Source organism: Hymenobacter guriensis (assembly GCF_015773195.1).
In the GTDB taxonomy this organism is placed as follows: Bacteria; Bacteroidota; Bacteroidia; order Cytophagales; family Hymenobacteraceae; genus Hymenobacter; species Hymenobacter guriensis.
In genome coordinates this window covers 1-22,714 of sequence record NZ_JADWYK010000026.1, presented here as the reverse complement: position 1 = coordinate 22,714, position 22,714 = coordinate 1, and the positions used below count along the sequence as shown (strand labels likewise).

Genomic DNA, 22,714 nt, shown 5'->3' with positions numbered 1-22,714 from the left:
TTCCTGGATAGGAAGAGCCTTTTTTTATGCCCGGCAATATCCAAAGCAGGCTGCTTGCGTAGCTAAGGCATTCCTGCTTTGCTCTTGTATTCTATGCCTCGTATTCGCCCAACCCGCCGCCGCCATCTTCCTGCCACCGACTTTGATGCCGTGATTGTAGGTGGCGGCAGTGCCGGCCTCAGCGCCGCTCTCACCCTGGGCCGCTGCTGCCGCCGGGTGCTGGTATGCAGCAGCGGACCGCCCCGCAACGCACCTTCGCCCGGTGTACATAGCTTTTTCACCCGCGACGGTACCAAGCCCGCCGAGCTGCTGCGCCTGGGCCGGCAGCAGCTGGCCGCTTACCCTACCGTCAGCTTACGGGAGGCGCTGGTAACCGCCATTGTCTGGGAACCCGAGGAACAATACTTCACCCTGACGATGACTCCCGACCGGGGCGGCCCGCCGCTGACCTGCACCACCCGCAAAGTTTTGCTGGCTACCGGTGTGGCGGATGATCTGCCGCCCATCGACGGGATGCGCGAGCTGTGGGGTAGAGGCGTACTACACTGCCCGTACTGCCACGGCTGGGAAGTGCAGGGGCAGCGACTAGCCGTGTATGGCCGGGGCAAAACCGGCTGGGGCCTAGTGCAGCTGGTAAGCCGCTGGAGCCGCGACGTAGTACTGTGCACCGATGGGCCGGCTGGTATTACCGAGCACGGCCGGCAGCGCCTCCGGCGCCTGGGTATTGCGGTGCGCGAAGAAAAGATTGTGCGGCTGGAAGGCCGCCGCGACGGGCAGCTCCGGCATATCGTGTTTGCCAGCGGGGAGCCCCTGGAGCGCGACGCGGTGTTTCTGCACGCCGAGCAGCGCCAGCGCAGCTTGCTGGCCCAGGAAGCGAACTGCCGCATTCTGAAAAGCGGGGCGGTATGGACGGATAAGCGGGGCCAGACCAGCCAGAAGGGCATCTACGCCGCCGGCGACACCACACCAGCTCCGCAACAGGCCATCATTGCCGCTGCCGAGGGCTCCTTGGCTGCCATTGCCCTCAACGAGGCGCTTACCCGCGAGGATTGCCGGGGCTGAAAAGAGGATTCACGATTCTGCCAAAAACAAAAAAGCCTGTAAGACGAATCTTACAGGCTTTTTCGGTAGGTAGCGGGGACTGGACTCGAACCAGTGACCTTTGGGTTATGAGCCCAACGAGCTACCAACTGCTCCACCCCGCACTGTTTGGTTCTGCAAATGTACGGCGGTTTTCCAATAAAGGGCTATTGAACCACTAAAATAAGCCTGTAATGTGCTTTACGTGTTGATTATCAGGTTTAAATTTTTAGCTCCGCACGTTGTTCGTGCTAGTACTTGCGAACTACCGACGGGTACAGGTGGTGGTAATGGCTGTCTTTACGAACCCCAAGTAGGATACCATTAAAACCGATTGGTGATGCCGAAGTGGATTTTAGAGGCATTCAACGCCAGCTTCTGCTGTTCGGAGTGGCCCAGCGAATACACAAACTGGAACACGCCGGCGCCGGTTCGGAAGCTCAGGCCCGCGCCCAGCCCGGTGGGAGCATCTTCGTAGTAGGGCTGTGCTACAATATCCTGCCGCAGCCAGGCCTGGTCGGCAAACACGAATACGTAGGCATCCTGCCCCGTGAATTGCCGGAATTCCACGGTGCCCACGGCGTATTGGTTGGCATAGAAGTTCAACTCGTTGAAGCCGCGTAGCGTGTTGAGGCCACCTAAGCGGAACAGGTCGTTCAGGAACAGGCGGCGGTTGAGCAGGGCTTCGCCCCGCACACGGGCAAGCAGCACCCCATTGCGGCCCAGCCGGAAATACCGCTCCAGGCGCAGGCCCAGCGTTACCTGTGTCGTGCGCAGGGCCACCCGCTGGTAGAGCGTATCGTTCAGCTCGGAGTTTTTGCTGATGCGCTTATTGCCCACCGCTGCCTGTGCGGCGGCCAGCGTGCCCTGGCGCGGAAAGTACAGGTCGTCCAGTGCATTCCAGGTATAGTCGAGGCCGTAGGAGTCGTAGCGCGTGTCAATGGTGGAGGGCAGTACCGCAAGCAGCTTGTACGTGCTGTCGGACAGCAGCTGGGAGCTGCGCCACTCCGTGAATAGCGCTACCCGCCCGGCGCGGGGCGTGGGGTACGTCACCTGCAGGCGGGGGCGCAGCGTCTGGAAAGGGTTAAGCTGCGTCTGACGGTAAAGGTTGAAGGAGCCGCTTACTTCCAGAGGCGTCCCAAAAAAGCCCGGGTGTACATACTGCGCATCGAGCAGCTGGGAGGCCGCATCCACCTTGCGCCACTGCAAACCCAGCTGCTTGCCGCCCCCGCGGATGTTGCGCAGGTTGATGGTGACGTCGCCAGTGAGCTGCACCTTTTTCTGGCCCGTGTTGGTCGCCGTGTTCGGTAGAATGCCTACAATAGCATCGAACTGGTTGGCCGGCCGATCTTCCAGCAGCAGGTACACCCGAGCCTTATGCTGGGCAAAGCGCACCTCGGGCTCGGCGCGCACGCGCAGGTAAGGCAGCTGGCGCAACAGGCGGGTAGCGGCGGCTACCCGCTGCTGGCTGTAGGGCTGGTTGGGTAGAATCTGCAGGTAGCGGGCCAGAAACTCCTTGCGCGTTTTGGTAGCGCCCACAATTTCCAGGGAATCGAAATACACCACGGGGCCACGCTCCAGCACCACCCGGCCGCTTACTGCCCGGTCGGTCAGCTCCACCGAGTCCAGACGCACGGTGGCGAAAGGGTAGCCCTGGTTTTCGGCTTCCGACAGTACGCGCTGCTGCAGGCGGGCCCAGTCGGCGGGTAGGAAGGGGCGGCCCGAAAACAGCCGTTCCCGGTAGCCGGCCCGCGTGAGGAGGGCGTCGCCGAGGTTGCCGTTGCGCAGCCGCGCCCACTGGAACCGCGCCCCCACGTAGAGCTGCACCCGCACGGTATCTTTCTCCCAGGTGAGGCGGTCGGCGGAGGCCAGCAGGTAGGCTTCGTTCTGCAGAGCCAGCACCAGGTTGCGCACCTCGCGCAGCACGCTCAGCGAGTCGGGCAGCCCGGTGCGCGGGCGGTAGCGGCGGAGGGCCGGTGCATCGGCGGCTTCGGTTTGCAGGCGCAGCACCCACGGCCGCGAGGCGACGGCGGGCAGCGCTGGCCGGGGCCGGACCGAAGAATCAGGAGGAATCGGGGGGCTGTTCAGCGGGGGCTGGCCCGGCGTGCCGGGGCTGATCTGGGCCCACGCGCCCGCCGGGCCGCCTAACAGCAGCCAGCACCACAAACCGAAAGCAAGCAGGCGGGCGTACATTTGGGAAGACAAACGCAAAAGCGCAGGTTTAATTTCCCGAAGGTAGGATGCTTTGTCCGCCTTCGTTGTTTCTGGTTAGTGCCCGCGGCCCGGCCGCTTTCCTGCGCACGCGGTTTCCTATCAATGCCCGGTCTTTACCTCCATATTCCTTTCTGCAAGCAGGCCTGCCACTACTGCGACTTCCACTTCAGCACCTCCATGGGCCTGAAAAGTCGCCTGGTAGATGCGCTGGTGCAGGAGCTGGCGCTCCGCCACGGCTACCTGGGCAGCAATCCAACGCTCAACACCATTTATCTGGGCGGGGGTACGCCTTCCCTGCTCACGGCCGCCGAGCTGGATCAGCTGTTCGAGGCAATTCACCGGCACTTTCAAGTAGCGGCGGATGCGGAAATTACCCTAGAAGCCAACCCCGACGACCTTATGCCTGCCAAAGTGCGCGAGCTGGCGGCCTCGCCCGTCAACCGGCTCAGCATCGGCCTGCAGAGCTTCCATGAGCCCCATCTGCGTCTGATGAACCGCGCCCACTCGGCCACGGAGTCGGCCGCGGCGGTGCGGCTGGCGCAGGAGGCCGGCTTCGAGAACATCAGCATCGACCTGATTTACGGCATTCCGGCGCCCGACCACACCCTCTGGGAGCAGGATATGGCCGCCGCGTTTGCGCTGGACGTCCCGCACCTGTCCTGCTACGCACTCACCATTGAGCCGGGCACCGTATTTGGGCACCGCCAGGCCAAAGGCAAGTTCCGGGCCCCGCCCGATGAGTTTGTAGCGCAGCAGTTCGAGTTGTTGCTAACCCAGATGCGCGCCCACGGTTACGAGCAGTACGAGGTGTCGAACTTCTGCCGGCCGGGCCGCGAGTCGCGCCACAACTCGGCCTATTGGCGCGGGGTGCCTTACCTGGGCATCGGCCCCAGTGCCCACTCCTTCGATGGCCACTCGCGCCAGTACACGCTGGCCAACAACCCCGAGTACGTGCGGGCCGTGCTGGAGCGTGGCGAGGTTCCGGCTACCGTGGAGCAGCTCTCGGCCACCGACCGCGCCAACGAGTACCTGATGACCAGCCTGCGCACCGCCGGCGGCTGCGACCTGGCTTACCTGCGCGACGCCCTGCGCGTGGACCTGCTCACGGAGCGGGCCGCCTACCTGCAGCGCTTGCAAACCGACGGCCTAGCCACCCTGCAGAATAATCTCCTGATCCTCACGGATCAAGGCAAGCTGCTGGCCGACCACATCACGCTGGAGCTGTTTCAGGCCGCCAAATAATCCGCTTATTTCGGGCAGAACGTAGCGTTTTCGGCGCCGGAAGTTCTATTTTGTATGCCTGCCTTTTCTTTCGGGCCGTAGTGCTACGGGGAAGGCAGCATGGTGGGCAGCCAAGCCTTTTACCGGTTCGGCTGCCGGATCTTAATCCCTGGTTTATGAGAAGATTGATTGATGCCCTGGCTGATGACGCGGACTTCTTCGTGGAGCACGTGCAGCTGACGGCCGTAGTGTTTGATAATACCGATGACGTAACTATTTGGGCTACTACACTTTTCGATCAGGAGCTGCACTTCTTTCATTTGGGCCTGCAGTTTCAGCAGCTCGACCTGTTGCTACGCCTGGCCGGCGACCGGGCCGAGGCCCTGCAGGAAGAAGTGGCCGAGGCCCTGGCTACCGTGACGGAATGGCCCTGCCTGCTGGAGTACACCCGCGAAGAAAAGCCGCCCATCGACCTCGACGGCGTGGCCCTGAAGCTGTCCTGCACGTATCCGGCCGAGCCTCCTTTCGAGGAAGATGGCGAGGAAAACGAGCCCGAAGAACCCGAAGACGACAACGAGGATGCCGACTACGAAGCCTCCATGCCCCATAATATCTTCTATCTGGAAGACGTGTTCCTGCGCATCGAGCCCTGATGAATAGAGGAATGGTTGAATAGTTAGATTGTTGAATGGTTTCCCGGCTGAGTTATCCGCTGATGAAACCGTAAAACGGTATTTGAAGGATAAGAATGTTTGTATTTGTTTGATTATCAATAGATTGATAACTGTTTTTCAGCCATTAAACCATCTGAGCCAGAAAGCCATTTAGCCATGTTCTATCTACTGCCGGGTTTGGGGGCCGATGAGCGGGTGTTTCAAAACCTGCAGCCGCTGCTGCGCGGAGAATCCCGGGTGCTGCCTTGGCTTACACCCACGCCCCGGGAAACCCTGCCGCACTATGTAGCCCGCATGGCCGAAAGCGTGGACGCCACCCAGCCGTGCATTCTGGTGGGCGTGTCGTTTGGGGGCGTGGTGGCGCTGGAAATGCGTCGGATCCGCCCCTTGGCGCGCGTGGTGCTTGTGTCCAGCATTCCCGATGCCGGCTGTTTGCCGCCGTTGCTCAGCCTGATTCGCCGGACGGGGGTGTACAAGCTGTTCCCGCCGCAGTGGCTGAAGCTGTTTCCCCGAGCCGGGCAGTGGTATTTTGGAGTCAGGAACGGGCCGGAGTACCACCTCTTCAAGCAGATTCTGCAGGATATGGAGCCCGCGTACACCCGCTGGGCCATCGACCAGCTCCTGCGCTGGGACAGCACCGACACCGGCGGCCACAGCCTACAGATTCTGGGCACCCACGACCGGGTGTTCCCGCCCGGCCCCACGCCCGTCGATTACCTGATTCCGGGCGGCGGCCACTTCATGGTTGTTTCCCACGCCCCCGAAATCAGCCGGATCCTGAACACGCTGGTGGAGGAAGGGCAGCAGGTGACACGTGAAGTGGTAGGAGGTGACAAGGGACAGGCAGCAGGTTCGCCATGACAGCTTGTTACCTGTCCCTTGTCACCCCTGTTACTGTTACCGCTTCACGAAAGACCATGCTTCCTACCTATCCGTATCAGGGCCGCGCCTACCATTTCGACCCCAGCCAGCCGCTGGATATTTCGCTGCCGCTGGCGCCGGGCGAGCAGCAGGTGAACTGCTTCTGGGCCGAGCCAGTGCAGTTCGATGTTATTCGGGTAGGCTCCTTCGTGGGCAGCGTGGCTCAGGGCGGCAGCACCAACTACCAGCGCGTACACCTCACGCCCCACGGCAATGGCACCCATACCGAGTGCTACGGCCATATCAGCCCCGACCCCACCGCTACGCTCAACCACCACCTGCGCCGTTTCCTGTTCGTGGCCCGGCTGGTATCGGTAGAGCCGCGCTTGCAGCCCAATGGCGACCTGGTAGTACTGCTGGCTGATGTGCAGCGGGAGTTGGCCGGCGGCCCGGCCACGGCTGGCCAACCCGAAGCCCTTATCCTGCGCACCCTGCCCAACCACCAAGGCAAGCGCACCTACCAGTATTCGGGCACCAACCCCACCTACCTGGAGCCCGCCTTGGCGCATTGGTTGGCCGATCAGGGCATCGGGCATCTGCTGCTGGATCTGCCCAGCGTAGACCGCGAGGAGGATGGAGGCGAGTTACTGGCTCACCACGCGTTCTGGCAGTACCCCCACGCCACGCGCCAAGCGGCCACCATCACCGAGCTTATCTTTGTGCCCGATGCCGTAGCCGACGGCCTGTACCTGATCAATCTGCAGGTTACGAGCCTGGAGCTGGACGCCAGCCCCAGCAAGCCTGTGCTCTACGCCCTCACGCCGGCCTGATTTCGAGGAACAGAGCCAGGTGAAACACAGCAAGGGCGCTCCGGTGTGGAGCGCCCTTGCCAAGTTGAAGTCAACTATCGAACCTGCGTAAGCTGAGAAGCCGGAAAGGTCGAAAAGAAACTACTTGCCTTACTCGGCCGAAACCGTGGCCGAGGTGTGTACTTCTGCGGCGTCTACGTCAACCGGTACAACCGATACAAACGAACGGTCTTTGCGGCCTTTGCGGAACTGAACGGTGCCGTCAATCATAGCGAACAGCGTGTGGTCCTTGCCGATACCCACGTTCTGGCCGGGGTGGTGCTTGGTGCCGCGCTGACGCACGATGATGTTGCCGGCAATGATATCCTGCCCGCCGAAGATTTTCACGCCGAGACGCTTGGAATGCGATTCGCGGCCGTTATTGGAGCTACCGACGCCTTTCTTGTGTGCCATGGTATTTTAGAGAAGTGGCTGGTTGATGATTTTTAGTTCGCTTATTTCTAAATGCCATTCAACTAGCAATCAGAAACCAGCAACTGAAAACCTATCAAATTAGCCGATGCTGTTAATCATTACTTTGGTGAAGTGCTGACGGTGACCGTTCAGCTTGCGGTGGCCCTTGCGGCGCTTCTTGTGAAACACCAACACCTTGTCGCCCTTCACGTGCGCCAGGATAGTGCCGGTCACGGCTACGTCCAGCAACGGGGCGCCGATGGTCAGCTCACCGTTGTTGTCAGTCAGCAGGGCCTTGCCCAACTCTACCTTGTCGCCGACGTTGCCAGCCAGCTTATGGGTGTAAACAAATTTATCGGCTTCGACCTTGGTCTGCTTGCCAGCTATGGTGACGATTGCGTACATCGGCGTCTTCGCGGTTTGGAAAATGGAAGGCAAAAGTACGAGTACGGTTTCATATTTCCAAACCTAACTCATTAATCATCATTACCCCACCGCTCCCGACTTCCATCGAATACCGCTGATAAGGACGCGCCGGCAGGTACGCGAATAGTAAATTTGTGGATAAGTTGCATTGTCCACACTCAAAATGTGGACAACTTTTAGCAAACAGTCCCCTTTCCGGCCACCCGGCAATGGGCAGCAGCTTAGAGGCATACGCAAAATTTAACACACAAAAAACACCGCGCAGCCCTAAGTACCGGCTTATCTTTGGCTTTCAACGCTGCGCGCCCGCCGGGTACTTCGCCCGAAACAATCCGGCTTGGCGCGAGGTTGGCATCCCGACCTGCGCGGGTCAATTTTCTACGTTCTACTTCCTGTTTTGCTTGCCTATGGAACCGCTGCTCACCGAAAACCCGAACCGTTTCGTGCTCTTCCCCATCCAGCATAATGATGTGTGGCAGATGTACAAAAAGGCCGAAGCATCCTTCTGGACGGCCGAGGAAATCGACCTTTCTCAGGACCAGAAAGACTGGGACAACCTCAACGATGGGGAGCGGCACTTCATTTCGCACGTGCTGGCGTTCTTCGCCGCCTCCGATGGCATCGTGAACGAAAACCTGGCCGTGAACTTCATGCAGGAAGTGCAGATGGCCGAGGCGCGTTGCTTCTATGGCTTCCAGGTGATGATGGAAAACATCCACTCCGAAACCTACTCCCTGCTGATTGACACCTACATCAAAGACCCCAAGGAAAAGGACCGCCTCTTCAACGCGCTGGAAACGGTGCCCTGCGTGAAGAAAAAAGGCGAGTGGGCCATTAAGTGGATCAACTCCGAAAACTTCACGGAGCGGCTTATTGCCTTTGCGGCCGTAGAAGGAATCTTCTTTTCGGGCTCGTTCTGCTCCATCTTCTGGCTGAAAAAGCGCGGCCTGATGCCCGGCCTGACCTTCTCCAACGAGCTGATTTCGCGCGACGAGGGCCTGCACTGCGACTTTGCCTGTCTGCTCTACGATCAGCACCTGCAAAACAAGCTGCCCGAGGCCCGCGTGCACGCCATCATCCGCGACGCGGTACAAATCGAGCAGGAGTTCGTAACCGACGCGCTGCCGGTGAACCTCATCGGGATGAACGCCAAGAGCATGAGCGAGTACATCGAGTTTGTGGCTGACCGCCTGCTCCAGAGCCTGGGCTACAGCAAGATATACAACGCCTCCAACCCCTTCGACTTCATGGAAATGATTTCGCTGCAGGGCAAAACCAACTTCTTCGAGAAGCGCGTGGCCGAGTACCAGAAAGCCGGCGTGATGAGCGAGCGGACCGAAAACGCCTTCTCACTCGACGAGGACTTTTAAGGTCCGTAAGGCCTGTGCGCTCAACCGTAGCTTGGCCACTGATCCTGATAACAAAAAAGCTCCTGACCGCAGTCAGGAGCTTTTTATTTTAAGCTGAAGCTGGTATCACTTGGCTGTCTGCGTTGTAGGCAGGATCCAGTCGTGAATGGTTTCAAGGGCTACCGGCGAAAACACGGGCTGCGACTGGCCGCCTACCAGAGGCCAGTCTGCCATAGGTGGCTGAAACTGGTGGTTGAGCCCTTCCAAGCGCTTTACCGTGAGGCTGATGGAGCCTTTCAGGTTTTTTTCCAGCGGTGCTAAGTTAACGGCGGGATTTACTTGTACATCCTCGGTGCCGTGGAGCAGCAGCACCGGGCACCGCACGCCTGCCAGACCCTGAAGCGGGTTGAAATCGAGGTAGTAGCGGTACCAGGGAGTAGTCATCCACTCGGCGGTGGACAGCACCTGGGCCGCTGCCATAGTGGGGTAGAACTGCCGAAGCATATTTTCCAGAATAGCGCGGGCCTGGGTGTTGTCGGGCGTCTGGCGTACCACGTCAATCAGGGTCTGCTGCTTTTTCAGGTTGGCTTCAATCTGCTTTTTCTGAGCGCTGCGCTGGCGCATCTGCTGCTGGGCCAGAAAGGTTTCCACCTGGGCAGAGTTGGCCCCGGAGGCCCGCATTTTTTCGGCCTGCCGCCGGATATCCTGCAACTGCAGCTCCTGCCGACGGGTCTCGTTGGCCTGCGCGGTATCGGGCTGGCCGTCGGCGCGACCCAGGGCCTGCTGGTAGGCCAGATGCTCGCGGCCGGGCACACCAGCCGCCGCCAACGAAACCACAAAAGCCGGCGGCAGCGGCTGGGCAGCGGCCAGCAGGGCTACGTTGGCGCCTTCACCGTGGCCCAGCAGCCCCAGGCGGGTTACATCGAGTAGGGGGCGGGCCCGCAGGAAATTGAGTGCTGCCTGGGCGTCCTGCACCCGCAGGGGCGTGGTTATCAGGCGGGAGTCGCCAGCAGAGCGGCCTACGCCCCGGTCATCGAAGCGCAGCACGGCCACGCGGTGACGCGTCAGGTAATCGGCAATGCCACCGAACAGATTGTAGTCGGCAAAAGCGGCGTCGCGGGTTTGCGGGCCCATATCCGAAAGCAGCACTACGGCCGGGAAAGGCCCCTGGCCGGCGGGCGTAGTAAGGGTGCCGCTCAGCTTCACTCCGTCGGCCGGCACTGTGATAGTGACTTCCTCGATGCGGTAAGGCGGCTGAAACTTGAAGTTCTTGGGAGGAGGCGGCAGGGGGGAGTACTGCAGGATAAGCGCCGTCTTGTAGCCCGGTTGCTCCCACTGGCCTACCAGCTTAGGGCCATCGGGCTGGCGGCGGCTTACAAAGCGGCAGCCCACCTCCGCCGAGGAAAACGTAACGGTGTCGCCCTGCACCTTAACCTCCATGGGCACGCGGCTCAGGCGCTGCTGGGGCACATCGAGCGTGGCAAAGTAGGCGTTGTTGGCCAGCTCCGTAATGGCAATGCGCACATCGAGCTTACCGCCGGGGACGGGCAGCGGGCCCTGCCACTGGCCCTCTAAGGGCAGGCGCTTGGTGGCTGGAGAAACGGCAGCAGGTGTGGGTTGGGCTGAAGCCGACTGCAAGGCCGCAAGGCTCAACAGGCAGCCCCAGCACAGGCAGGCAAACAAGGATTTCATTCCGGCAAAGAAGGCAGGGTGTACTAGCAACCTGTAAGGTAACCACTGCCGGGCTGGTTCACAACCTGCCTACGTAAAGTACTTTTTCCGCCCGGCAGGTTCAGTGGCTTATGGTAGCAGTACCCGGTCGATAACGTGTACTACCCCGTTGGTGCACTGCACATCAGGAATAGCCATGTTGGCGGCGGCTTGGTTGCCGGGGCCCCTGACCGTCAGCACGCCATCCGTGAAGGGACCGAACGTGAGCTTGCTGCCGCTCAGGGCCGTGGCCGTGGCCGGCAGCTCCGGCGTAAACTGCGCCGTGGGCACCACGTGGTTCAGCAATACTTTCGTTACCACGTCCTTGGGAAGGTTACGGATGTCGGCGGGCTTGTCGAGCGGCACGTTCAGCAGGGTGCCCAGCTCCCGGAAGGCGGCATCAGTGGGCGCAAATACGGTGTACTCCGGGCTGCCTTCGGAAAGCGCGCTGGCCAGGTCGCAGTACAGCACGGCCTCTACCAGGTACGTCAGCTCGGGCTGCACAAACACCTTGCTCTGGCTCAGGGCCAGGGCCGACTGCACAATATCAGCCCCGGTGGCCAGCAGCACTTTATCCACGGCGTGCACAGTGCCGTTGGCGGTGAAAATATCCGTGGCCACGATGCGGGAGCCATTCACGTACAAATCGTTGCCGCGTAGGATGTAGCGGCGCGGCACGCCCAGCGCCGAGTTCGACGAGGCTCCGGCCTGCAGGGTGCTGCTGTTCAGGTTGCCGTTGGCTACATGGTAGTAGAGGGTGCTTTGCAGGAAAGGCAGCTGCAGGGCCAGCAGATCGGAAGCCTGCCGCAGGCCCAGGCGGGCAAAGGCCGCGTTGGTAGGCGCGAATACCGTGAAATACCCGTTGCTCTGCGGGGCCGGATTTTTGTTGGACAGCAGCTCGACCACACCCCCGCGCACGGCGGCATCCTCCAGCACCTGAAAGTCAGGGTTGGCTACGGCCAGGGCGGCAATAGAAGGGTCAGTATCGGGCGACGAGCAGCTCAGCAGCAGCAGACCGCCACAGAGCAGACCGCCCAACCGGCGGAGTAAAAAGTGAGCCATACAATAGGAGGTAAGAAGGAAGAAGGCGAAGCCGATGTGCCGGGCCAGGCAGCAGCGGCATACAAACGAAAGTCCCGGACGGGCGGATTTGTTGAGCTACACAATCCGCTGTTCAACTGGCTGCGTACATCGTCGGCCTCTGCTTTTCTACACACTTCCATGCAACACTCCTACTCCTTTGCCGGCCTGGCTGCCCTGGCCCTGCTGGCGGCTGCCCCGCGCACGCAGGCGCAAAGCATCATCACCGGCTTTATGGCCGGCAAAGGCCACGGCTCGGTGGCCGTAACGGGCACTCAGGAACGCTATACCACGGCGTATCTGGTGCCGGAAAGAGTTGACGTGCCCATTTTCAAGAAAATCCACGTGTCGTCCATCAGTTTGTTTGCCAACTACGGCCTCACGGACAAGATTGAGGCGGTGGTGAGTCTGCCCTACATCCGCTCCGAAGGCCAGGCCGACGATAATGTGCTGAAGGACCAGGGCTACGTGAACCGGCGCCAGGGCTTTCAGGATCTATCGGCCTTCCTAAAGTTCAAGAGCTTCACGACGGAAATAGGCAGCAGCCAGCTGGATCTGCTCGGCTCCGTGGGCGTGAGCACGCCGCTGAGCGACTATAAATCAGCCGACGGGCTGCAGTACATCATTGCCATTGGCAACCGCGCCACCAAGCTCACTACCCTGGGCGTGGCGCACATCAAAACGCCCAGCGGGGTGTTTCTGACCGGGCAGGCAGGCTACAGCCTGCGCAGCGGCCGGGTGCCCAATGCCTTCGTGGCCGAAACCAAAGCCGGGTACGCCGGCATAAAGTTCTACGCCGAAGCCTGGGCTTCCTTCCAGAAGTCGGCCAGCACCGGCACCGACATTGTGCAGCCGGGCTTCGACGGCAACTTCACCGCCACCCGCGTCGATTACGTGCGCCTGGGGGGCAGCATCTTCCGGCCCGTAGCCAAAGGAGTAGGCGTAGTGCTGGGCGCCAGCACCTACGTGGCGGGCCGCAACATCGGCAAGGCTACGGCCGGCTCGTTGGGCGTTGCCTACAACTTTTAAGCTACTGGTTCCGGATAAACGCCGCGCGGGCCATTACCAGGGCCTGGAGTTCCAGTTCGGTAAGGGCTTCCAAATCCAGTAAGGCCTCGTAGGAGTTACCGGCCAGGCCCAGCAATTGAGCAAAGGCGGGTTCCGTTTTCAGGCCCTGCTGCTTGAGTTGGCGCACCGCCGCCCGCCACGCGGGACCGCCCAGGCGCAGTATCCGGTCTTCTATTATCAGGTGCCGGAAGCCCTGCTGCGCCACTACCGGCCGGGCCTGCCCGAAGATTTCCACTGCAAAGCCATCCTGCTGAAACCGGCAAAGAGTGGTAGCAAGCCCGTTGATAACCCGCTGTGTGAGCGTAAAGCCTGGCTGGACGCCGAAGTGCTGCCGCAGCAGCGCCTGAAACGCCTCTGTAGCCGTAGTCGGCACTTCGCACAGCACGTCCAGGTCGCTGGCGGGCGTGTCCACATCCAGTGGCACGGTGCCGGCCAGCACCGGCGTAAACCCGGCGAGCAGGCGCCAGATGCCCGAGTTGTGGAGGGCAGTGTAGGCTTGCTGCTGCCGCACGGTGCCGGCGCGCAGGTAGTCCAGGTCGTGCCAGTTGCGCATCTGCTGGCTTGAGTTTCAGGCGGGTAGCTGGAAGTGGGGGTTCTGGATGACGCCCAGTACATTGGCAAATGGGTCGAGCACCGTGCCCAGCCGAATGCCGCCGCCCACATCGTGCACCGCTTCGTGCGAGGTGGCGCCCAGGGCCAGCAGGCGGGCAAACGCGGCTTTGGCATCGGGCACGCCCCAGTAGGCCACCTGCCCACCCGCCCCGGTAGCGCCGTCGGGCACCAACCCCAGCTCGTAGCCGCCCACGTTGAAGCCGGCGTAGTACGGCTCGTTGAAGTAGGGCTCCTCGCCCAGCACGGAGCGGTACCAGGCCACGGCCTCGGATAGGTTTTCGGCGGTGTATAACACGGTGCGCAGCCCTTGAAACATAGAAAGCTGGAAAGATATGGGCGGGCAAGATAGCGCATTTGGGACCTGAGTTGTTCTATCCGTAGCGGTTCGCAACCCCGGGCCGGCCGCGCGCCGTAGGCAGGAGGCCGGCCCGGGGTACTCCGCCCACTGCCGGTTTTTCTTTTTGTGATGCCATGTCCGCTGCTACTGCCGCCTCCCCTGAGCCCCGCCTCTCCCTCACCACGCCCTTCACCTACGCCATTTTTCGGGCCATCTGGATTGCCTCCGTGGTATCCAACATCGGTACTTGGATGCAGAACGTGGCCGGCGTGTGGCTCGTCACCACGCTCACTACCTCGGCCCTGCTGGTAGCCCTGATGCAGACAGCTACCAGCCTCCCGTCCTTTCTGCTAAGTATGCCCGCCGGCGCCATCGGCGACCTGATTGACCGGCGCAAACTGCTGCTCGTCACGCAAAGCTTTATGGGCGTTGTGGCGCTGCTGCTGGGTACGCTTACGCTGCTGGGCGAAATTTCGGCGCTTGGCGTACTGGCCTTCACCTTTATTCTCGGCATCGGGGCAGCCGTGAATGCGCCCATCTGGCAAACCGTAACCACGGAGCTGGTGCCGCGGCCGGTACTGCCTTTCGCCATCACGCTCAACGGCGTCAGCAACAACATTGCGCGGGCCATTGGGCCGGCCGTGGGCGGGGTCATCATTGCGTACTACTCGCCAGGCTACGTGTTTCTGCTCAACGGGCTGTCGTTTGCGGCTACCTGGGCGGTGGTCTACAACTGGAAGCGGGCCGAAACCGTCACCAATGGCCCGGCCGAAAACTTTACCGGAGCCCTGCGCGCGGGCCTGCGCTACGTGCAGTACTCGCCGGCCATCTATGCCGTGCTGGTGCGCACGTTTGCCTTTTCCTTCGGGGCCAGTGCTATGTGGGCGCTGCTCTCGGTGGTGACGGCGCGGCGGCTCATGCTCAGCTCGGGCTCCTACGGCGTGCTGCTCTCATGGCTGGGGGCGGGCGCCATCACCGGGGCGTTTCTGATGGGGCGGGCCGGGCACCGCCTGTCGTTCAACCAGCGGGTGCTGCTGGGTACGCTGGTTTTCGTGGGTACCAACCTGGGGCTGGCCTTCATCCCGTCGGTGTACTGGCTGTATCCGCTCATGCTGCTGTCGGGCATTGCCTGGCTGATGGTGATGACAAGCTTCAGCACCACCGTGCAGCTGCACGTGCCCAAGTGGGTGCAGGCGCGGGTGGTAAGCATCTATATGCTGGTTTTCCAGGCGGGGCTGGCGCTGGGCAGCATCGTCTGGGGTGAGCTGGCCGACCGGGTAAGTTTGCCACTGGCGCTGCTGGGGGCGGCCGGCTGGATGCTGGTGAGCATGGCCCTGGCGCTGCCGTTTCCGCTGCGCCCCGCCGAAAACCTCGACTTCACGCCTGCCGGCACGTTTCCCGTGCCCAACGTCCACGCCGATATCGACCCCGATGACGGCCCGGTGGTGGTGATGGTGGAGTACCGGGTGCCCGTGGCCGACCAGCCCGCTTTCCGACAGGCAGCGGCCCAGCTTACCCGCCTGCGCCTGCGCGACGGCGCCATGCGGGCCGGCGTTTTTACCGATCTAACCCGGCCCGAGTGCATTACGGAGTTCTTTTACGTGGCCACCTGGGGCGAGCATGAGCGCCAGCACCAGCGCTTCACCCGCGACGATGCCGTGGTGCGGGCGCAGGTGCGCCAGTTCCACGTTGGGCCCGAGCCGCCACGCGTCACACACTTTCTGGCTTTCCCCAAAACCGCCAATATCGAGGTGCCCACCAACGTTGAGAACATGCAGGGGCAGCAGTAGTTCGGCGGCTGCCGGCGAAAAGTGTAAAATACGGCCCTGTATTTGCTCCCACGGGGCAAAATCAGGTCATCGGCTTGGCTGGCCGCAGCCCGCCTGCCACCGATGAAGTCTTCCACACAACGTGTAGCGTGCGGGCTGCGTACCGGGCTGCATCACCATTCTTTCCGGCTTATGCCCAAACTTTTGCTTTTGCTGCTGTTGGCGCTGCTGATGGTAGTAGACCCGGACACTGTAGCGGCGGCCCCGGCCGCCAGCGCCACCATCGAAGCGGCCGTCCTTAGCCCGCCTAAGATCCACCGGCCCAACTACAAGCGCTACCGAGGTAACAGCAGCAAGAAAAAGCGCAAGCGCGGCCTGTTTAAGCGCTGGGCCGCCCGTCGGAAAGCCAAGCGCCAGCAGAAGGCTGCCCCGGTTCGGCGCGGCGTCATTCGGGTAGATGCACCCGATGTGAAGATGCCTCCGAAGCCGCAGCCGTAACAGCTGCTCCTTCTAACGCAATCAGCCGCAGATCCAGCACTGGGTCTGCGGCTGATTGCGTTATGGCCAGTATCGGCTACTTGGGCTGGGCTGAGGCAACCAGGGTAGGCGTAGTGGATTGATAGGCCTCCGGGGCCAGGTTCAGCGGATAGCGGTAGGTTTTCTGGCCCAGCGTTACCACAAACTCGTACCGCTCGCCTACCAGGTCGCGCACGTTCAGCTTCATGCCGAACGAGGGCGCGGCGCAGAAGCGCTGATACAGCTTGGCGCCGTCGCGCAGGCGCACAATCTGTACCTGGCCTTTCTGCTAGGCCGGGTTGCTGATGCGCAGGACATATACGTTGTCGGTGATTTTGCTGACGTAGGCGGGCGCCGAAGCAGCCACAACCTGCGCCTGGGCAGTGTGAGTGAAGCCCAGGCCGATTATGGTAGCCAGCAGAGCGAAGCGGGAGGAGGTTTGCAGAAGCGTTTTCATAGAGGTAGGAAGAAAAAAGGTTGGAGGTTGGAGCAGAAGCGGCCGCACCCGAAGGCCCTGGCCCGTTTCTGTTCCTATAGACTGCTATTCTCTTCCCAACAGTTGCCTGGGCCTGTTCACATAATGATGTGAGGCCGCGCATTTTCAGGTAGTTACCGGCGCCTGGCAGGCTAAGTGCGTTGTTCGTTTTTCAGTCCTGGCTGCCTGGTTGCTTACCGTTGCGCTGGACCGGGCAAAACACTTATCCATGCCAGCGGCTTATAGGGCGTCACGTAGTAAGAAGCTTCCCCCTTGTCTCTGCTGTATTTCGAAAATGCCGCCGGCCGGCTGCTGGAAGACCCGGCCGGCTTTCTGCGGGTAGTATGGACCGGCCGCCCACGCGGCCCCCACGATGCGCAGGCCCTGTTTACGCACATGCAGGCGGCCCTGCAGCGGCACGGCTGGAGCCGCATCTTCATTGATCAGCGCCAGATGCTGCCCTTCTCACCCCAGGAGCAAACCTGGGTGGCCCGGCACTGGCTGCCGCAGGCCGTGCAAGCGGGCTACCGGCACGGCGCCGTGCTGGTTTCCAATGATGTGATGGTGCGCCTGGCTACGGCCTACGTGACCACCCAGGTGCAGGGCCAGCCGCTACTCTACCGCTCCTTCGAAACCGAAGACGCCGCCATAGCCTGGCTGCTCCGGCAGCCAATGACGCCTTAGCGGCGCACGTACCCGGTCACCACATCACCTAAGCCGGCAACTGCTGGCTTAGGCATAGCGGTTGCCCTTACAGGCCCGACGAAACCGGACGCACCGCCCGGGAGTGGACAGAATATGACGGACGGATTAGCGGGGTATTTCGGGTAAGTGGTTGATAAAAAGTAGTTTGCTGGTTTGGCACGCCGCTTGGCTTCTGTTAGTGGAGCGGGCCGGTAAGATGTTCGGAACTGTACACCGCCCCGCAGACCATCTTTCCTTCATCCACTTTCTCTTTCCTCACTTGCTATGAAAACGCTTTTCGTCTCCGCCGCCCGCTATGCTCTGCCCCGCCTGCTTGCGCTGGGTGCCTTCAGTTTCCCGCACGCAACCCAGGCCCAGCAGGAAACCCCCGTTACGCTCGAAACGCCCACTGCCGAAACCGTGCGCATCCGCATCCAGAACCCGGCCCAACAGCGCGGCTCAGTGCAGGTGGTGAGTGTACAAACCGGCCAACTGTTGTTTAAAGAGCAGTATGCCGCCCCAGCCTACGGGCACCGCTTTGATTTCCGCAACCTGGCCGCCGGCCGCTACGCCCTGGTCGTGCGCGTGGGCAAAGACTGCTACCGCTATACGGTGCAGGTAGCCCCGGCTGCCGCCGACTTGCCGCTGGTGGTGCGCGCCGTGAAAACCCGCCAGTCGAAAGAAATGCTAGCCTCGGCGGCGCAGTAAGCATTGCCGGATGCGGGGGCTGCACGTGGGCAGCCCCCGCATCCGGCAATGCTTACAAAGTGGCGTGCAGAACGCGCTACGGTTAGTGGAAGGTGTACTCAAGCCCCAGCGCGCCGCTCGCGCCCGGGCCGATGCCATAATACCCGATCTGCTTCATGACCATGTTGGCCGTCAGGTCGGTTACTACGCTCCACCGGGGGCTGACGGCGTAGCGGAAATCCAGCCCGAAGTTGAGGTAGCCATTTACGGCCCGGGCCTTCGTTACGTAGGGCTGCCACCCTCCACTGCTCACGTCGGTGCGCAGGATGTTGTTGGTGCGGGTCTGCTGAATGTGGTACACACTCACGCCCAGCAAGCCCGCCACCTGAAACCGGCGCTCCGGTTTCGACAGCAGGTAGCGCAGCGTGAGCGGAACGCCCCACACCTGCTCCTTATAGGAAACGGGCACGTATTTGGGCGTGCCATCATCGGCGAAGTTGTCGTCCAGGGTACCACCCCGGCCGTGAAACACCCCGGCCTGCACCGTGAGATTGGGCGTGAGGGAGTAAGCGCCGTAGCCAGTGCCCCCCAGCAGATAAGAGCCGTGCGACTCGTGGTCCACCACAAAGGCGCGAAACTCCAGCACGGGCGCCAGCCCCACGTGCCAGCGCGAGGCGGGCTCACTGGGTTGCTGGGCCAGCACGACCGTGGCGGGCAAAAGCAGCAGGGCCGTCAGGCCGGCTGCATAAAGGGAAGTAGAAGTAGGCATATGTGGGGGGAGTATAGCACCAGAGAGTACAAATGGGCGCGTAAGGTTGCCACTTCTGGGAAAGAAACCCGCTCCGGCCAGCACGGCTTGCTTCAGCTCCGGAAGTCCCGGCTGCCCAACTCCAGGCGCAGGCGCAGGTACTGCTGCAGCCAGATGGGGTAGAGGTTGTAGCCTACGTTGAGCAGGGCGAGCAGCGCGGCCCAGCCCCAGCGGCCCTGCGCGGCGGCGTAGCCGCTCATGAGCAGGAAAAACACCCCGGCCGCCACGTGAAACCGCTCCATATGGTAGCTTTCGGCCCGCAGACTGGCCCCCGACCTCCGGCCCCGCACCCGCCGGTACTGCGGGTAGCGCCGCCGCACCAATTCATTCACCAGGCCGCCGTGCTGGGCGAGGTGGTTCACCAGCGGCACGCCCAGCTGCCGATAGGCGGCCGGGCGCTGGCTTAACTGCCACCAGCTAAACCACGCTTTCGGTACGGCATAGGCCAGCAAACTCAGGGCCAGCAGCCCGTACAGCCACGGCCGGGCCACATACTGGTAGCAAAAGAAGCTCAGCGGCCCCAGGCTCAGCACCGACCACAGCACCGACGGCACCGCGTTGTAGAACGCCAGTCGGGCCGGAGAAGGCTGCATAGGTTGCTTAGCGGGTATCATCCCCCAAAGTACGCCGCCTGGTTTCTGTAGACCAGCGTATTGAAAAGTCTTTAGCGTGTCATGCTGAGCGAAGTCGAAGCATCTCTACCGCTTCGTAGGAATACCACTGCAACGAAGCGGTAGAGATGCTGCGGCTTCGCGGACGCCAGATGGAGCATGACGGGGCCCAATCACGCCCCGTCGCTCAGTAGCTTTCCTTCTGGAAGCCGTATTCGCGCAGCTTGGCTTCGAAGGAATCGGGGTAGTTGGCTTTGAGGTGGTGGATGAGGGCGCGCAGGGCCTTGCGGACTTTCTCCTCGCCCTGCACCTTGGTGCTTACTTTGCCGCTAAGGCTGCCGGCTGCCTCGGTGCTGGCCGACACCAGGCTGGCATACTCGGTGGCCAGGGGCTGCCAGAAGGCGGTGCCGTACTTCTTCTTATCGAACTTATACTTGACGAGGGCGGCCAGCAGCTTGGTGAGGGCCGCCGTGCGCTCGGTGCGGTCTTTGGACAGGCGGTAGCCTTTGTTGAATTTCTCGATGCCGAACTCGGCGTAGTAGGCCTTGGCGTCGGGAAATTCTTCCTTCAGGTAGTTTTTTACGAAAGCCAGAGCGCTGTCCAGCTGCTTATCGAGGGCCTTGAGGCGGGCGGCCTGGGGGCTGCGGGTGTCGCCGGCCGCCCCGGCAGCGGTGCAGGCGGTGGCAAAGGCCGTGGCCTGGGCCGCGAAATCGGCTTTCGTGAGCCAGAGCAGGGCGGGCAGCTCGGCACCCTGCCACTTGCCGGCGGCCGTGGTAGCCAGCTCCGACAAAGCCAGGGCCGCATCGGGAAGCTGCCGGGCGCGGCGTACGGGTTTGGAAGCGGGCGTCGGGCTCGCGGCCGCCGAATTGGAGGAGGTAGTTGACATAAAACAAGAGGATTAAGTAACTGAATGCCGGAATATATTGATATGCGCATCCAATAGCAAGTCACCCCGGCTGGCCACCAATGCGTCCGGGCTGGGGCGCATTTTCCCCGGCTTGCCACCAATGCGTGGGGGCCGGGAAACCGCACCCCACGGCTGCCGCCAATGTTTCGGGACCGGGAAACTGCGCCCCTCCGCTGCCACCAACGCGTCGGGGCCGGGGCGCAGTAAACCAAGGCTGCCGCAGGTGCGGGAGAGGCGGGGGAGACTACTTACTCAACCAACTATAATGGTACTACGCCACTGCCCATGTGCCCTCGCCATCCTCGCTTCGCAGGTAAGGCTCATAACTTACCATAGGCGCTACCGATAGCAGCACATCGTTCTCAACATGGATATCAAATTCTTCAACAACGGGCTTTGCACCGCAGGCCGGGCATTCTATGTCCTCTAAAATTCCATAGACCATGACCCTAGGCAAGCCCGGTCTACCTCTGTCGTTCCCACCCCATAGCAGCGTGTCGCCTAGTTTATAGTCAAGTTGCCGCGTGTGGCCAAACTTAAACTGGAGGCGCGCAGGAGTTACTTGGCCGCACTGGAGGCATTGGATTGCCGTGTGCAGCGTGTTGAAGGTACCCATAGCAGGTCTGGTTGATGGATATGTAGCAGGGATAAACAGTATAGCTGCCGTAGGTGTAGGGGAAGTGGGACATACATCTACCTCAAACACACAGGCGGGCCACTAGCTTAGTGGTATTGCACCCACGCCAGTGGGTGTGGCATACTATTTACCTAGCAGCATGCCAGCTGTGATGGTGAATCCTTGATGACGAAAGGAGTATTCTGAACTGCCAAAAGAACGGCTGAAAAAGTCTTTAGTATCCCATGTGCGGCGCATATCTAAAGAAAAGATCTGCTGATGATACTGAAAATCAAGACCAGCGCCCAACACAGGAGCAACAATAAAATTTGGTTGCTCAAATGTGGTGTTGGGAACATAATTATTTAGGTTGATTTCGCGCTGATTCAGCGCAATGTTAAGGGCAGCCCCGCCTTCCACGTGAATGAAAAGGCCCTCCAGGGTAGGAAGCATTAGCCGTAGCGTAACCGGCGCTTCCAGATAGCGAATGATAATGGGGTCTTTATCGGAAATGAAAATGGAGTTTTTAAACTGCCCGCCTTTGCTAACATAATTCAACTCCTCTTGTAAGTAAAGAACAGAAAACAGCTGTTGTCGCCCCGCTATTCCTGCCGTGATGCTCCGCAGAGGCTGATTGCTAATTTCGGAGTACTGGGTACGTAGGTCGGCATCAGAACCCGAAAGGTGAAACTGGCTGTACCCCACGTGAAAGCCAAATAGCTTACGAAGTACTGGTGAATCGAAATCTGAGCTTTGAGCGAAAGAACAAGTGCTAACCAAAGCCAAGAGGAACGTAAGAATCAGGCGCATCTGCTACAGATAATATGTTTAAAAAAATTGGAAGTGGCTTTTATGTGGTGCGAATGTAACGTAACTCGGGTTGTCCCATTCTGGAAGGCTAGGCTTATCATATCTGAACAAAAAGCGCCGCCCGGGTTTTTCCGGGCGGCGCGGCTTCGGTTTGCCGCTGCTGTGGCAGTGGAAATACAGCATCCACCTCAAGGCTGGTTATGAGTTACGCTGGGCTCAACTCATAATAAACGGGAACTACCATTTGTTATATACTTTCTTCTCTCCCCACTTCTCCATAAATAGAATTGAATCACGGCGAGCTTGCTCTGCTTGGAGCTCCTCCGCGTTATCCAACCACGGCAAATAGTGACTTGTCTTCTCAGGTGAGCGAGATTGATTTTTCTGTATTATCAAAGCCAGTGCGCCTATAATAGATAATCCAATGATTCCGTGCACAAGCCGTAACCGAAATGATGAATAAGAGGCCTTTGGAAGGGGGTGGGTTTTTTGAGAATTCTTATCGATGTAATTATCTATTGTAATTTTAATGATTCCCATAATTGTTGGTAGCAGTAATATAAATAGCCACAAACTCCACTGTATATCCGAATATGCTACCAATAATAGAAAAATGGCCGGTGCGGACACAACAGCCTTTAGGAATAGAGCAAGCGGTATTAACAAAAGTAATGGCTTCGAGATGAGGCTTTGTTGCACCTCTTTTCTATACTTTGTAACAAGCCAAATCACCAAGATTTGTGGTAACCAGAGTACAAAGGTTGCTAACCACACGATACCAGCAAGTCCCGTATCACCCGAGGTGCCAAAGTCTAGAAATAAAGAAAGTAGGATGATAAGCATACATGAAATTTCACTGTATTAGGAAGTGTTAACAGTCGCGCAACCAGAGTATAGTTGCGGCAATATGAACGAAGGCCAGAAAATGCGCATCCAA

The 22,714-nt window shown here is 60.4% G+C and carries 25 protein-coding genes and 1 tRNA gene; 11 read left to right on the top strand and 15 right to left on the bottom strand.

All coding sequences use genetic code 11. The features are described from left to right. Positions 1-93 precede the first annotated feature (93 nt). A complete protein-coding gene (locus tag I5L79_RS22905; protein WP_196957428.1) occupies positions 94-1,062 on the top strand; it encodes an NAD(P)/FAD-dependent oxidoreductase in 969 nt (322 codons plus the stop codon). Between the two features lie 70 nt (positions 1,063-1,132). Here I5L79_RS22905 and I5L79_RS22900 read toward each other — a convergent pair. Together I5L79_RS22900 and I5L79_RS22895 are read right to left on the bottom strand one after the other, a co-directional pair. Further along, a tRNA-Met gene (locus tag I5L79_RS22900) sits at positions 1,133-1,205 on the bottom strand. 199 nt (positions 1,206-1,404) lie between these two features. Further along, complete coding sequence (locus I5L79_RS22895; RefSeq protein ID WP_196957427.1) at positions 1,405-3,285, bottom strand: BamA/TamA family outer membrane protein; 1,881 nt, start codon at positions 3,283-3,285, stop codon at positions 1,405-1,407. Positions 3,286-3,396: 111 nt separating this feature from the next. Between I5L79_RS22895 and hemW the strand changes: the two genes are divergently transcribed. The 4 genes from hemW to I5L79_RS22875 all read left to right on the top strand — a co-directional run bounded on the left by hemW (position 3,397) and on the right by I5L79_RS22875 (position 6,880). After that, the gene (gene hemW / locus I5L79_RS22890; protein ID WP_196957426.1) at positions 3,397-4,536 is read left to right on the top strand and encodes a radical SAM family heme chaperone HemW; all 1,140 of its coding nucleotides are present in this window, start codon (positions 3,397-3,399) and stop codon (positions 4,534-4,536) included. A gap of 155 nt (positions 4,537-4,691) precedes the next feature. Continuing rightward, the gene (locus I5L79_RS22885; protein WP_196957425.1) at positions 4,692-5,168 is read left to right on the top strand and encodes a hypothetical protein; all 477 of its coding nucleotides are present in this window, start codon (positions 4,692-4,694) and stop codon (positions 5,166-5,168) included. Between the two features lie 177 nt (positions 5,169-5,345). After that, positions 5,346-6,050 (top strand): alpha/beta fold hydrolase, encoded by a 705-nt coding sequence (locus tag I5L79_RS22880; RefSeq protein ID WP_196957424.1) that lies wholly within the window; start codon positions 5,346-5,348, stop codon positions 6,048-6,050. 56 nt (positions 6,051-6,106) lie between these two features. Next, positions 6,107-6,880, top strand: coding sequence for a cyclase family protein (locus I5L79_RS22875; RefSeq protein WP_196957423.1), 774 nt, complete (start codon positions 6,107-6,109; stop codon positions 6,878-6,880). A gap of 129 nt (positions 6,881-7,009) precedes the next feature. On the opposite strand, the gene rpmA is transcribed toward I5L79_RS22875, so the two are convergent. Both rpmA and rplU read right to left on the bottom strand, forming a co-directional pair. Continuing rightward, complete coding sequence (rpmA, locus tag I5L79_RS22870) at positions 7,010-7,312, bottom strand: 50S ribosomal protein L27 (protein WP_196957422.1); 303 nt, start codon at positions 7,310-7,312, stop codon at positions 7,010-7,012. 99 nt (positions 7,313-7,411) lie between these two features. Beyond that, a complete protein-coding gene (gene rplU, locus I5L79_RS22865) occupies positions 7,412-7,717 on the bottom strand; it encodes a 50S ribosomal protein L21 (RefSeq protein WP_196957421.1) in 306 nt (101 codons plus the stop codon). Between the two features lie 428 nt (positions 7,718-8,145). On the opposite strand from rplU, the gene I5L79_RS22860 reads away from it, so the two are divergent. Then, positions 8,146-9,108, top strand: coding sequence for a ribonucleoside-diphosphate reductase small subunit (locus I5L79_RS22860; protein WP_196957420.1), 963 nt, complete (start codon positions 8,146-8,148; stop codon positions 9,106-9,108). 105 nt (positions 9,109-9,213) lie between these two features. Here the strand turns inward: I5L79_RS22860 and I5L79_RS22855 are convergent, their stop codons facing one another. Next, entirely contained in the window at positions 9,214-10,779 is a 1,566-nt protein-coding gene (locus I5L79_RS22855) for an alpha/beta hydrolase family protein (protein ID WP_196957419.1), read from the bottom strand. A 108-nt stretch (positions 10,780-10,887) separates the two neighbouring features. Next, positions 10,888-11,859 carry a fasciclin domain-containing protein gene (locus I5L79_RS22850; RefSeq protein ID WP_196957418.1) on the bottom strand — a complete coding sequence of 324 codons (972 nt, stop codon included), beginning with the start codon at positions 11,857-11,859 and terminating at the stop codon, positions 10,888-10,890. 159 nt (positions 11,860-12,018) lie between these two features. Here I5L79_RS22850 and I5L79_RS22845 point away from each other — a divergent pair, with 159 nt between their 5' ends. Continuing rightward, positions 12,019-12,906, top strand: a complete 888-nt coding sequence (locus I5L79_RS22845) for a hypothetical protein (protein ID WP_196957417.1) — start codon at positions 12,019-12,021, stop codon at positions 12,904-12,906. Between the two features lies 1 nt (position 12,907). Here I5L79_RS22845 and I5L79_RS22840 read toward each other — a convergent pair whose 3' ends face one another. Then, positions 12,908-13,498, bottom strand: coding sequence for a DUF4269 domain-containing protein (locus I5L79_RS22840; protein WP_196957416.1), 591 nt, complete (start codon positions 13,496-13,498; stop codon positions 12,908-12,910). A 15-nt stretch (positions 13,499-13,513) separates the two neighbouring features. After that, a complete protein-coding gene (locus I5L79_RS22835; RefSeq protein WP_196957415.1) occupies positions 13,514-13,873 on the bottom strand; it encodes a VOC family protein in 360 nt (119 codons plus the stop codon). Between the two features lie 155 nt (positions 13,874-14,028). Between I5L79_RS22835 and I5L79_RS22830 the strand changes: the two genes are divergently transcribed. After that, positions 14,029-15,684, top strand: coding sequence for an MFS transporter (locus I5L79_RS22830; protein WP_196957414.1), 1,656 nt, complete (start codon positions 14,029-14,031; stop codon positions 15,682-15,684). 171 nt (positions 15,685-15,855) lie between these two features. After that, entirely contained in the window at positions 15,856-16,161 is a 306-nt protein-coding gene (locus I5L79_RS22825; protein ID WP_196957413.1) for a hypothetical protein, read from the top strand. Between the two features lie 76 nt (positions 16,162-16,237). On the opposite strand, the gene I5L79_RS22820 is transcribed toward I5L79_RS22825, so the two are convergent. Beyond that, positions 16,238-16,447: a hypothetical protein gene (locus I5L79_RS22820; protein ID WP_196957412.1), complete on the bottom strand. Its 210-nt coding sequence runs from the start codon at positions 16,445-16,447 to the stop codon at positions 16,238-16,240. 21 nt (positions 16,448-16,468) lie between these two features. Next, positions 16,469-16,636, bottom strand: coding sequence for a hypothetical protein (locus tag I5L79_RS22815; RefSeq protein ID WP_196957411.1), 168 nt, complete (start codon positions 16,634-16,636; stop codon positions 16,469-16,471). A gap of 291 nt (positions 16,637-16,927) precedes the next feature. Between I5L79_RS22815 and I5L79_RS22810 the strand changes: the two genes are divergently transcribed. Both I5L79_RS22810 and I5L79_RS22805 read left to right on the top strand, forming a co-directional pair. Continuing rightward, positions 16,928-17,338, top strand: a complete 411-nt coding sequence (locus I5L79_RS22810) for a SpoIIAA family protein (RefSeq protein WP_196957410.1) — start codon at positions 16,928-16,930, stop codon at positions 17,336-17,338. Positions 17,339-17,623: 285 nt separating this feature from the next. After that, positions 17,624-18,046 (top strand): cupredoxin domain-containing protein, encoded by a 423-nt coding sequence (locus tag I5L79_RS22805; protein WP_196957409.1) that lies wholly within the window; start codon positions 17,624-17,626, stop codon positions 18,044-18,046. A gap of 82 nt (positions 18,047-18,128) precedes the next feature. Here the strand turns inward: I5L79_RS22805 and I5L79_RS22800 are convergent, their stop codons facing one another. From I5L79_RS22800 to I5L79_RS22780, 5 genes are all read right to left on the bottom strand, one after another. Further along, complete coding sequence (locus I5L79_RS22800; protein WP_196957408.1) at positions 18,129-18,794, bottom strand: hypothetical protein; 666 nt, start codon at positions 18,792-18,794, stop codon at positions 18,129-18,131. A gap of 92 nt (positions 18,795-18,886) precedes the next feature. Continuing rightward, positions 18,887-19,426 (bottom strand): glycosyl-4,4'-diaponeurosporenoate acyltransferase CrtO family protein, encoded by a 540-nt coding sequence (locus I5L79_RS22795; RefSeq protein WP_196957407.1) that lies wholly within the window; start codon positions 19,424-19,426, stop codon positions 18,887-18,889. Positions 19,427-19,631: 205 nt separating this feature from the next. Continuing rightward, entirely contained in the window at positions 19,632-20,330 is a 699-nt protein-coding gene (locus I5L79_RS22790) for a hypothetical protein (RefSeq protein WP_196957406.1), read from the bottom strand. Between the two features lie 781 nt (positions 20,331-21,111). Then, positions 21,112-21,777: a hypothetical protein gene (locus I5L79_RS22785; protein WP_196957405.1), complete on the bottom strand. Its 666-nt coding sequence runs from the start codon at positions 21,775-21,777 to the stop codon at positions 21,112-21,114. A 237-nt stretch (positions 21,778-22,014) separates the two neighbouring features. Beyond that, positions 22,015-22,620, bottom strand: a complete 606-nt coding sequence (locus tag I5L79_RS22780) for a hypothetical protein (protein ID WP_196957404.1) — start codon at positions 22,618-22,620, stop codon at positions 22,015-22,017. Between the last annotated feature and the right edge of the window lie 94 nt (positions 22,621-22,714).

What these genes read in the sequence shown, in the direction of transcription:
- hemW (WP_196957426.1), top strand. Translation starts at nt 3,397, where the DNA reads ATGCCCGGTCTTTACCTCCATATTCCTTTCTGCAAGCAGGCCTGCCAC.
- I5L79_RS22800 (WP_196957408.1), bottom strand. Translation starts at nt 18,794, where the DNA reads ATGCCTACTTCTACTTCCCTTTATGCAGCCGGCCTGACGGCCCTGCTG.
- rplU (WP_196957421.1), bottom strand. Translation starts at nt 7,717, where the DNA reads ATGTACGCAATCGTCACCATAGCTGGCAAGCAGACCAAGGTCGAAGCC.
- I5L79_RS22830 (WP_196957414.1), top strand. Translation starts at nt 14,029, where the DNA reads ATGTCCGCTGCTACTGCCGCCTCCCCTGAGCCCCGCCTCTCCCTCACC.
- I5L79_RS22825 (WP_196957413.1), top strand. Translation starts at nt 15,856, where the DNA reads ATGCCCAAACTTTTGCTTTTGCTGCTGTTGGCGCTGCTGATGGTAGTA.
- I5L79_RS22855 (WP_196957419.1), bottom strand. Translation starts at nt 10,779, where the DNA reads ATGAAATCCTTGTTTGCCTGCCTGTGCTGGGGCTGCCTGTTGAGCCTT.
- rpmA (WP_196957422.1), bottom strand. Translation starts at nt 7,312, where the DNA reads ATGGCACACAAGAAAGGCGTCGGTAGCTCCAATAACGGCCGCGAATCG.
- I5L79_RS22835 (WP_196957415.1), bottom strand. Translation starts at nt 13,873, where the DNA reads ATGTTTCAAGGGCTGCGCACCGTGTTATACACCGCCGAAAACCTATCC.
- I5L79_RS22875 (WP_196957423.1), top strand. Translation starts at nt 6,107, where the DNA reads ATGCTTCCTACCTATCCGTATCAGGGCCGCGCCTACCATTTCGACCCC.
- I5L79_RS22805 (WP_196957409.1), top strand. Translation starts at nt 17,624, where the DNA reads ATGAAAACGCTTTTCGTCTCCGCCGCCCGCTATGCTCTGCCCCGCCTG.
- I5L79_RS22790 (WP_196957406.1), bottom strand. Translation starts at nt 20,330, where the DNA reads ATGTCAACTACCTCCTCCAATTCGGCGGCCGCGAGCCCGACGCCCGCT.
- I5L79_RS22885 (WP_196957425.1), top strand. Translation starts at nt 4,692, where the DNA reads ATGAGAAGATTGATTGATGCCCTGGCTGATGACGCGGACTTCTTCGTG.
- I5L79_RS22860 (WP_196957420.1), top strand. Translation starts at nt 8,146, where the DNA reads ATGGAACCGCTGCTCACCGAAAACCCGAACCGTTTCGTGCTCTTCCCC.
- I5L79_RS22880 (WP_196957424.1), top strand. Translation starts at nt 5,346, where the DNA reads ATGTTCTATCTACTGCCGGGTTTGGGGGCCGATGAGCGGGTGTTTCAA.
- I5L79_RS22785 (WP_196957405.1), bottom strand. Translation starts at nt 21,777, where the DNA reads ATGCGCCTGATTCTTACGTTCCTCTTGGCTTTGGTTAGCACTTGTTCT.
- I5L79_RS22815 (WP_196957411.1), bottom strand. Translation starts at nt 16,636, where the DNA reads ATGAAAACGCTTCTGCAAACCTCCTCCCGCTTCGCTCTGCTGGCTACC.
- I5L79_RS22795 (WP_196957407.1), bottom strand. Translation starts at nt 19,426, where the DNA reads ATGCAGCCTTCTCCGGCCCGACTGGCGTTCTACAACGCGGTGCCGTCG.
- I5L79_RS22780 (WP_196957404.1), bottom strand. Translation starts at nt 22,620, where the DNA reads ATGCTTATCATCCTACTTTCTTTATTTCTAGACTTTGGCACCTCGGGT.
- I5L79_RS22845 (WP_196957417.1), top strand. Translation starts at nt 12,019, where the DNA reads ATGCAACACTCCTACTCCTTTGCCGGCCTGGCTGCCCTGGCCCTGCTG.
- I5L79_RS22850 (WP_196957418.1), bottom strand. Translation starts at nt 11,859, where the DNA reads ATGGCTCACTTTTTACTCCGCCGGTTGGGCGGTCTGCTCTGTGGCGGT.
- I5L79_RS22840 (WP_196957416.1), bottom strand. Translation starts at nt 13,498, where the DNA reads ATGCGCAACTGGCACGACCTGGACTACCTGCGCGCCGGCACCGTGCGG.
- I5L79_RS22905 (WP_196957428.1), top strand. Translation starts at nt 94, where the DNA reads ATGCCTCGTATTCGCCCAACCCGCCGCCGCCATCTTCCTGCCACCGAC.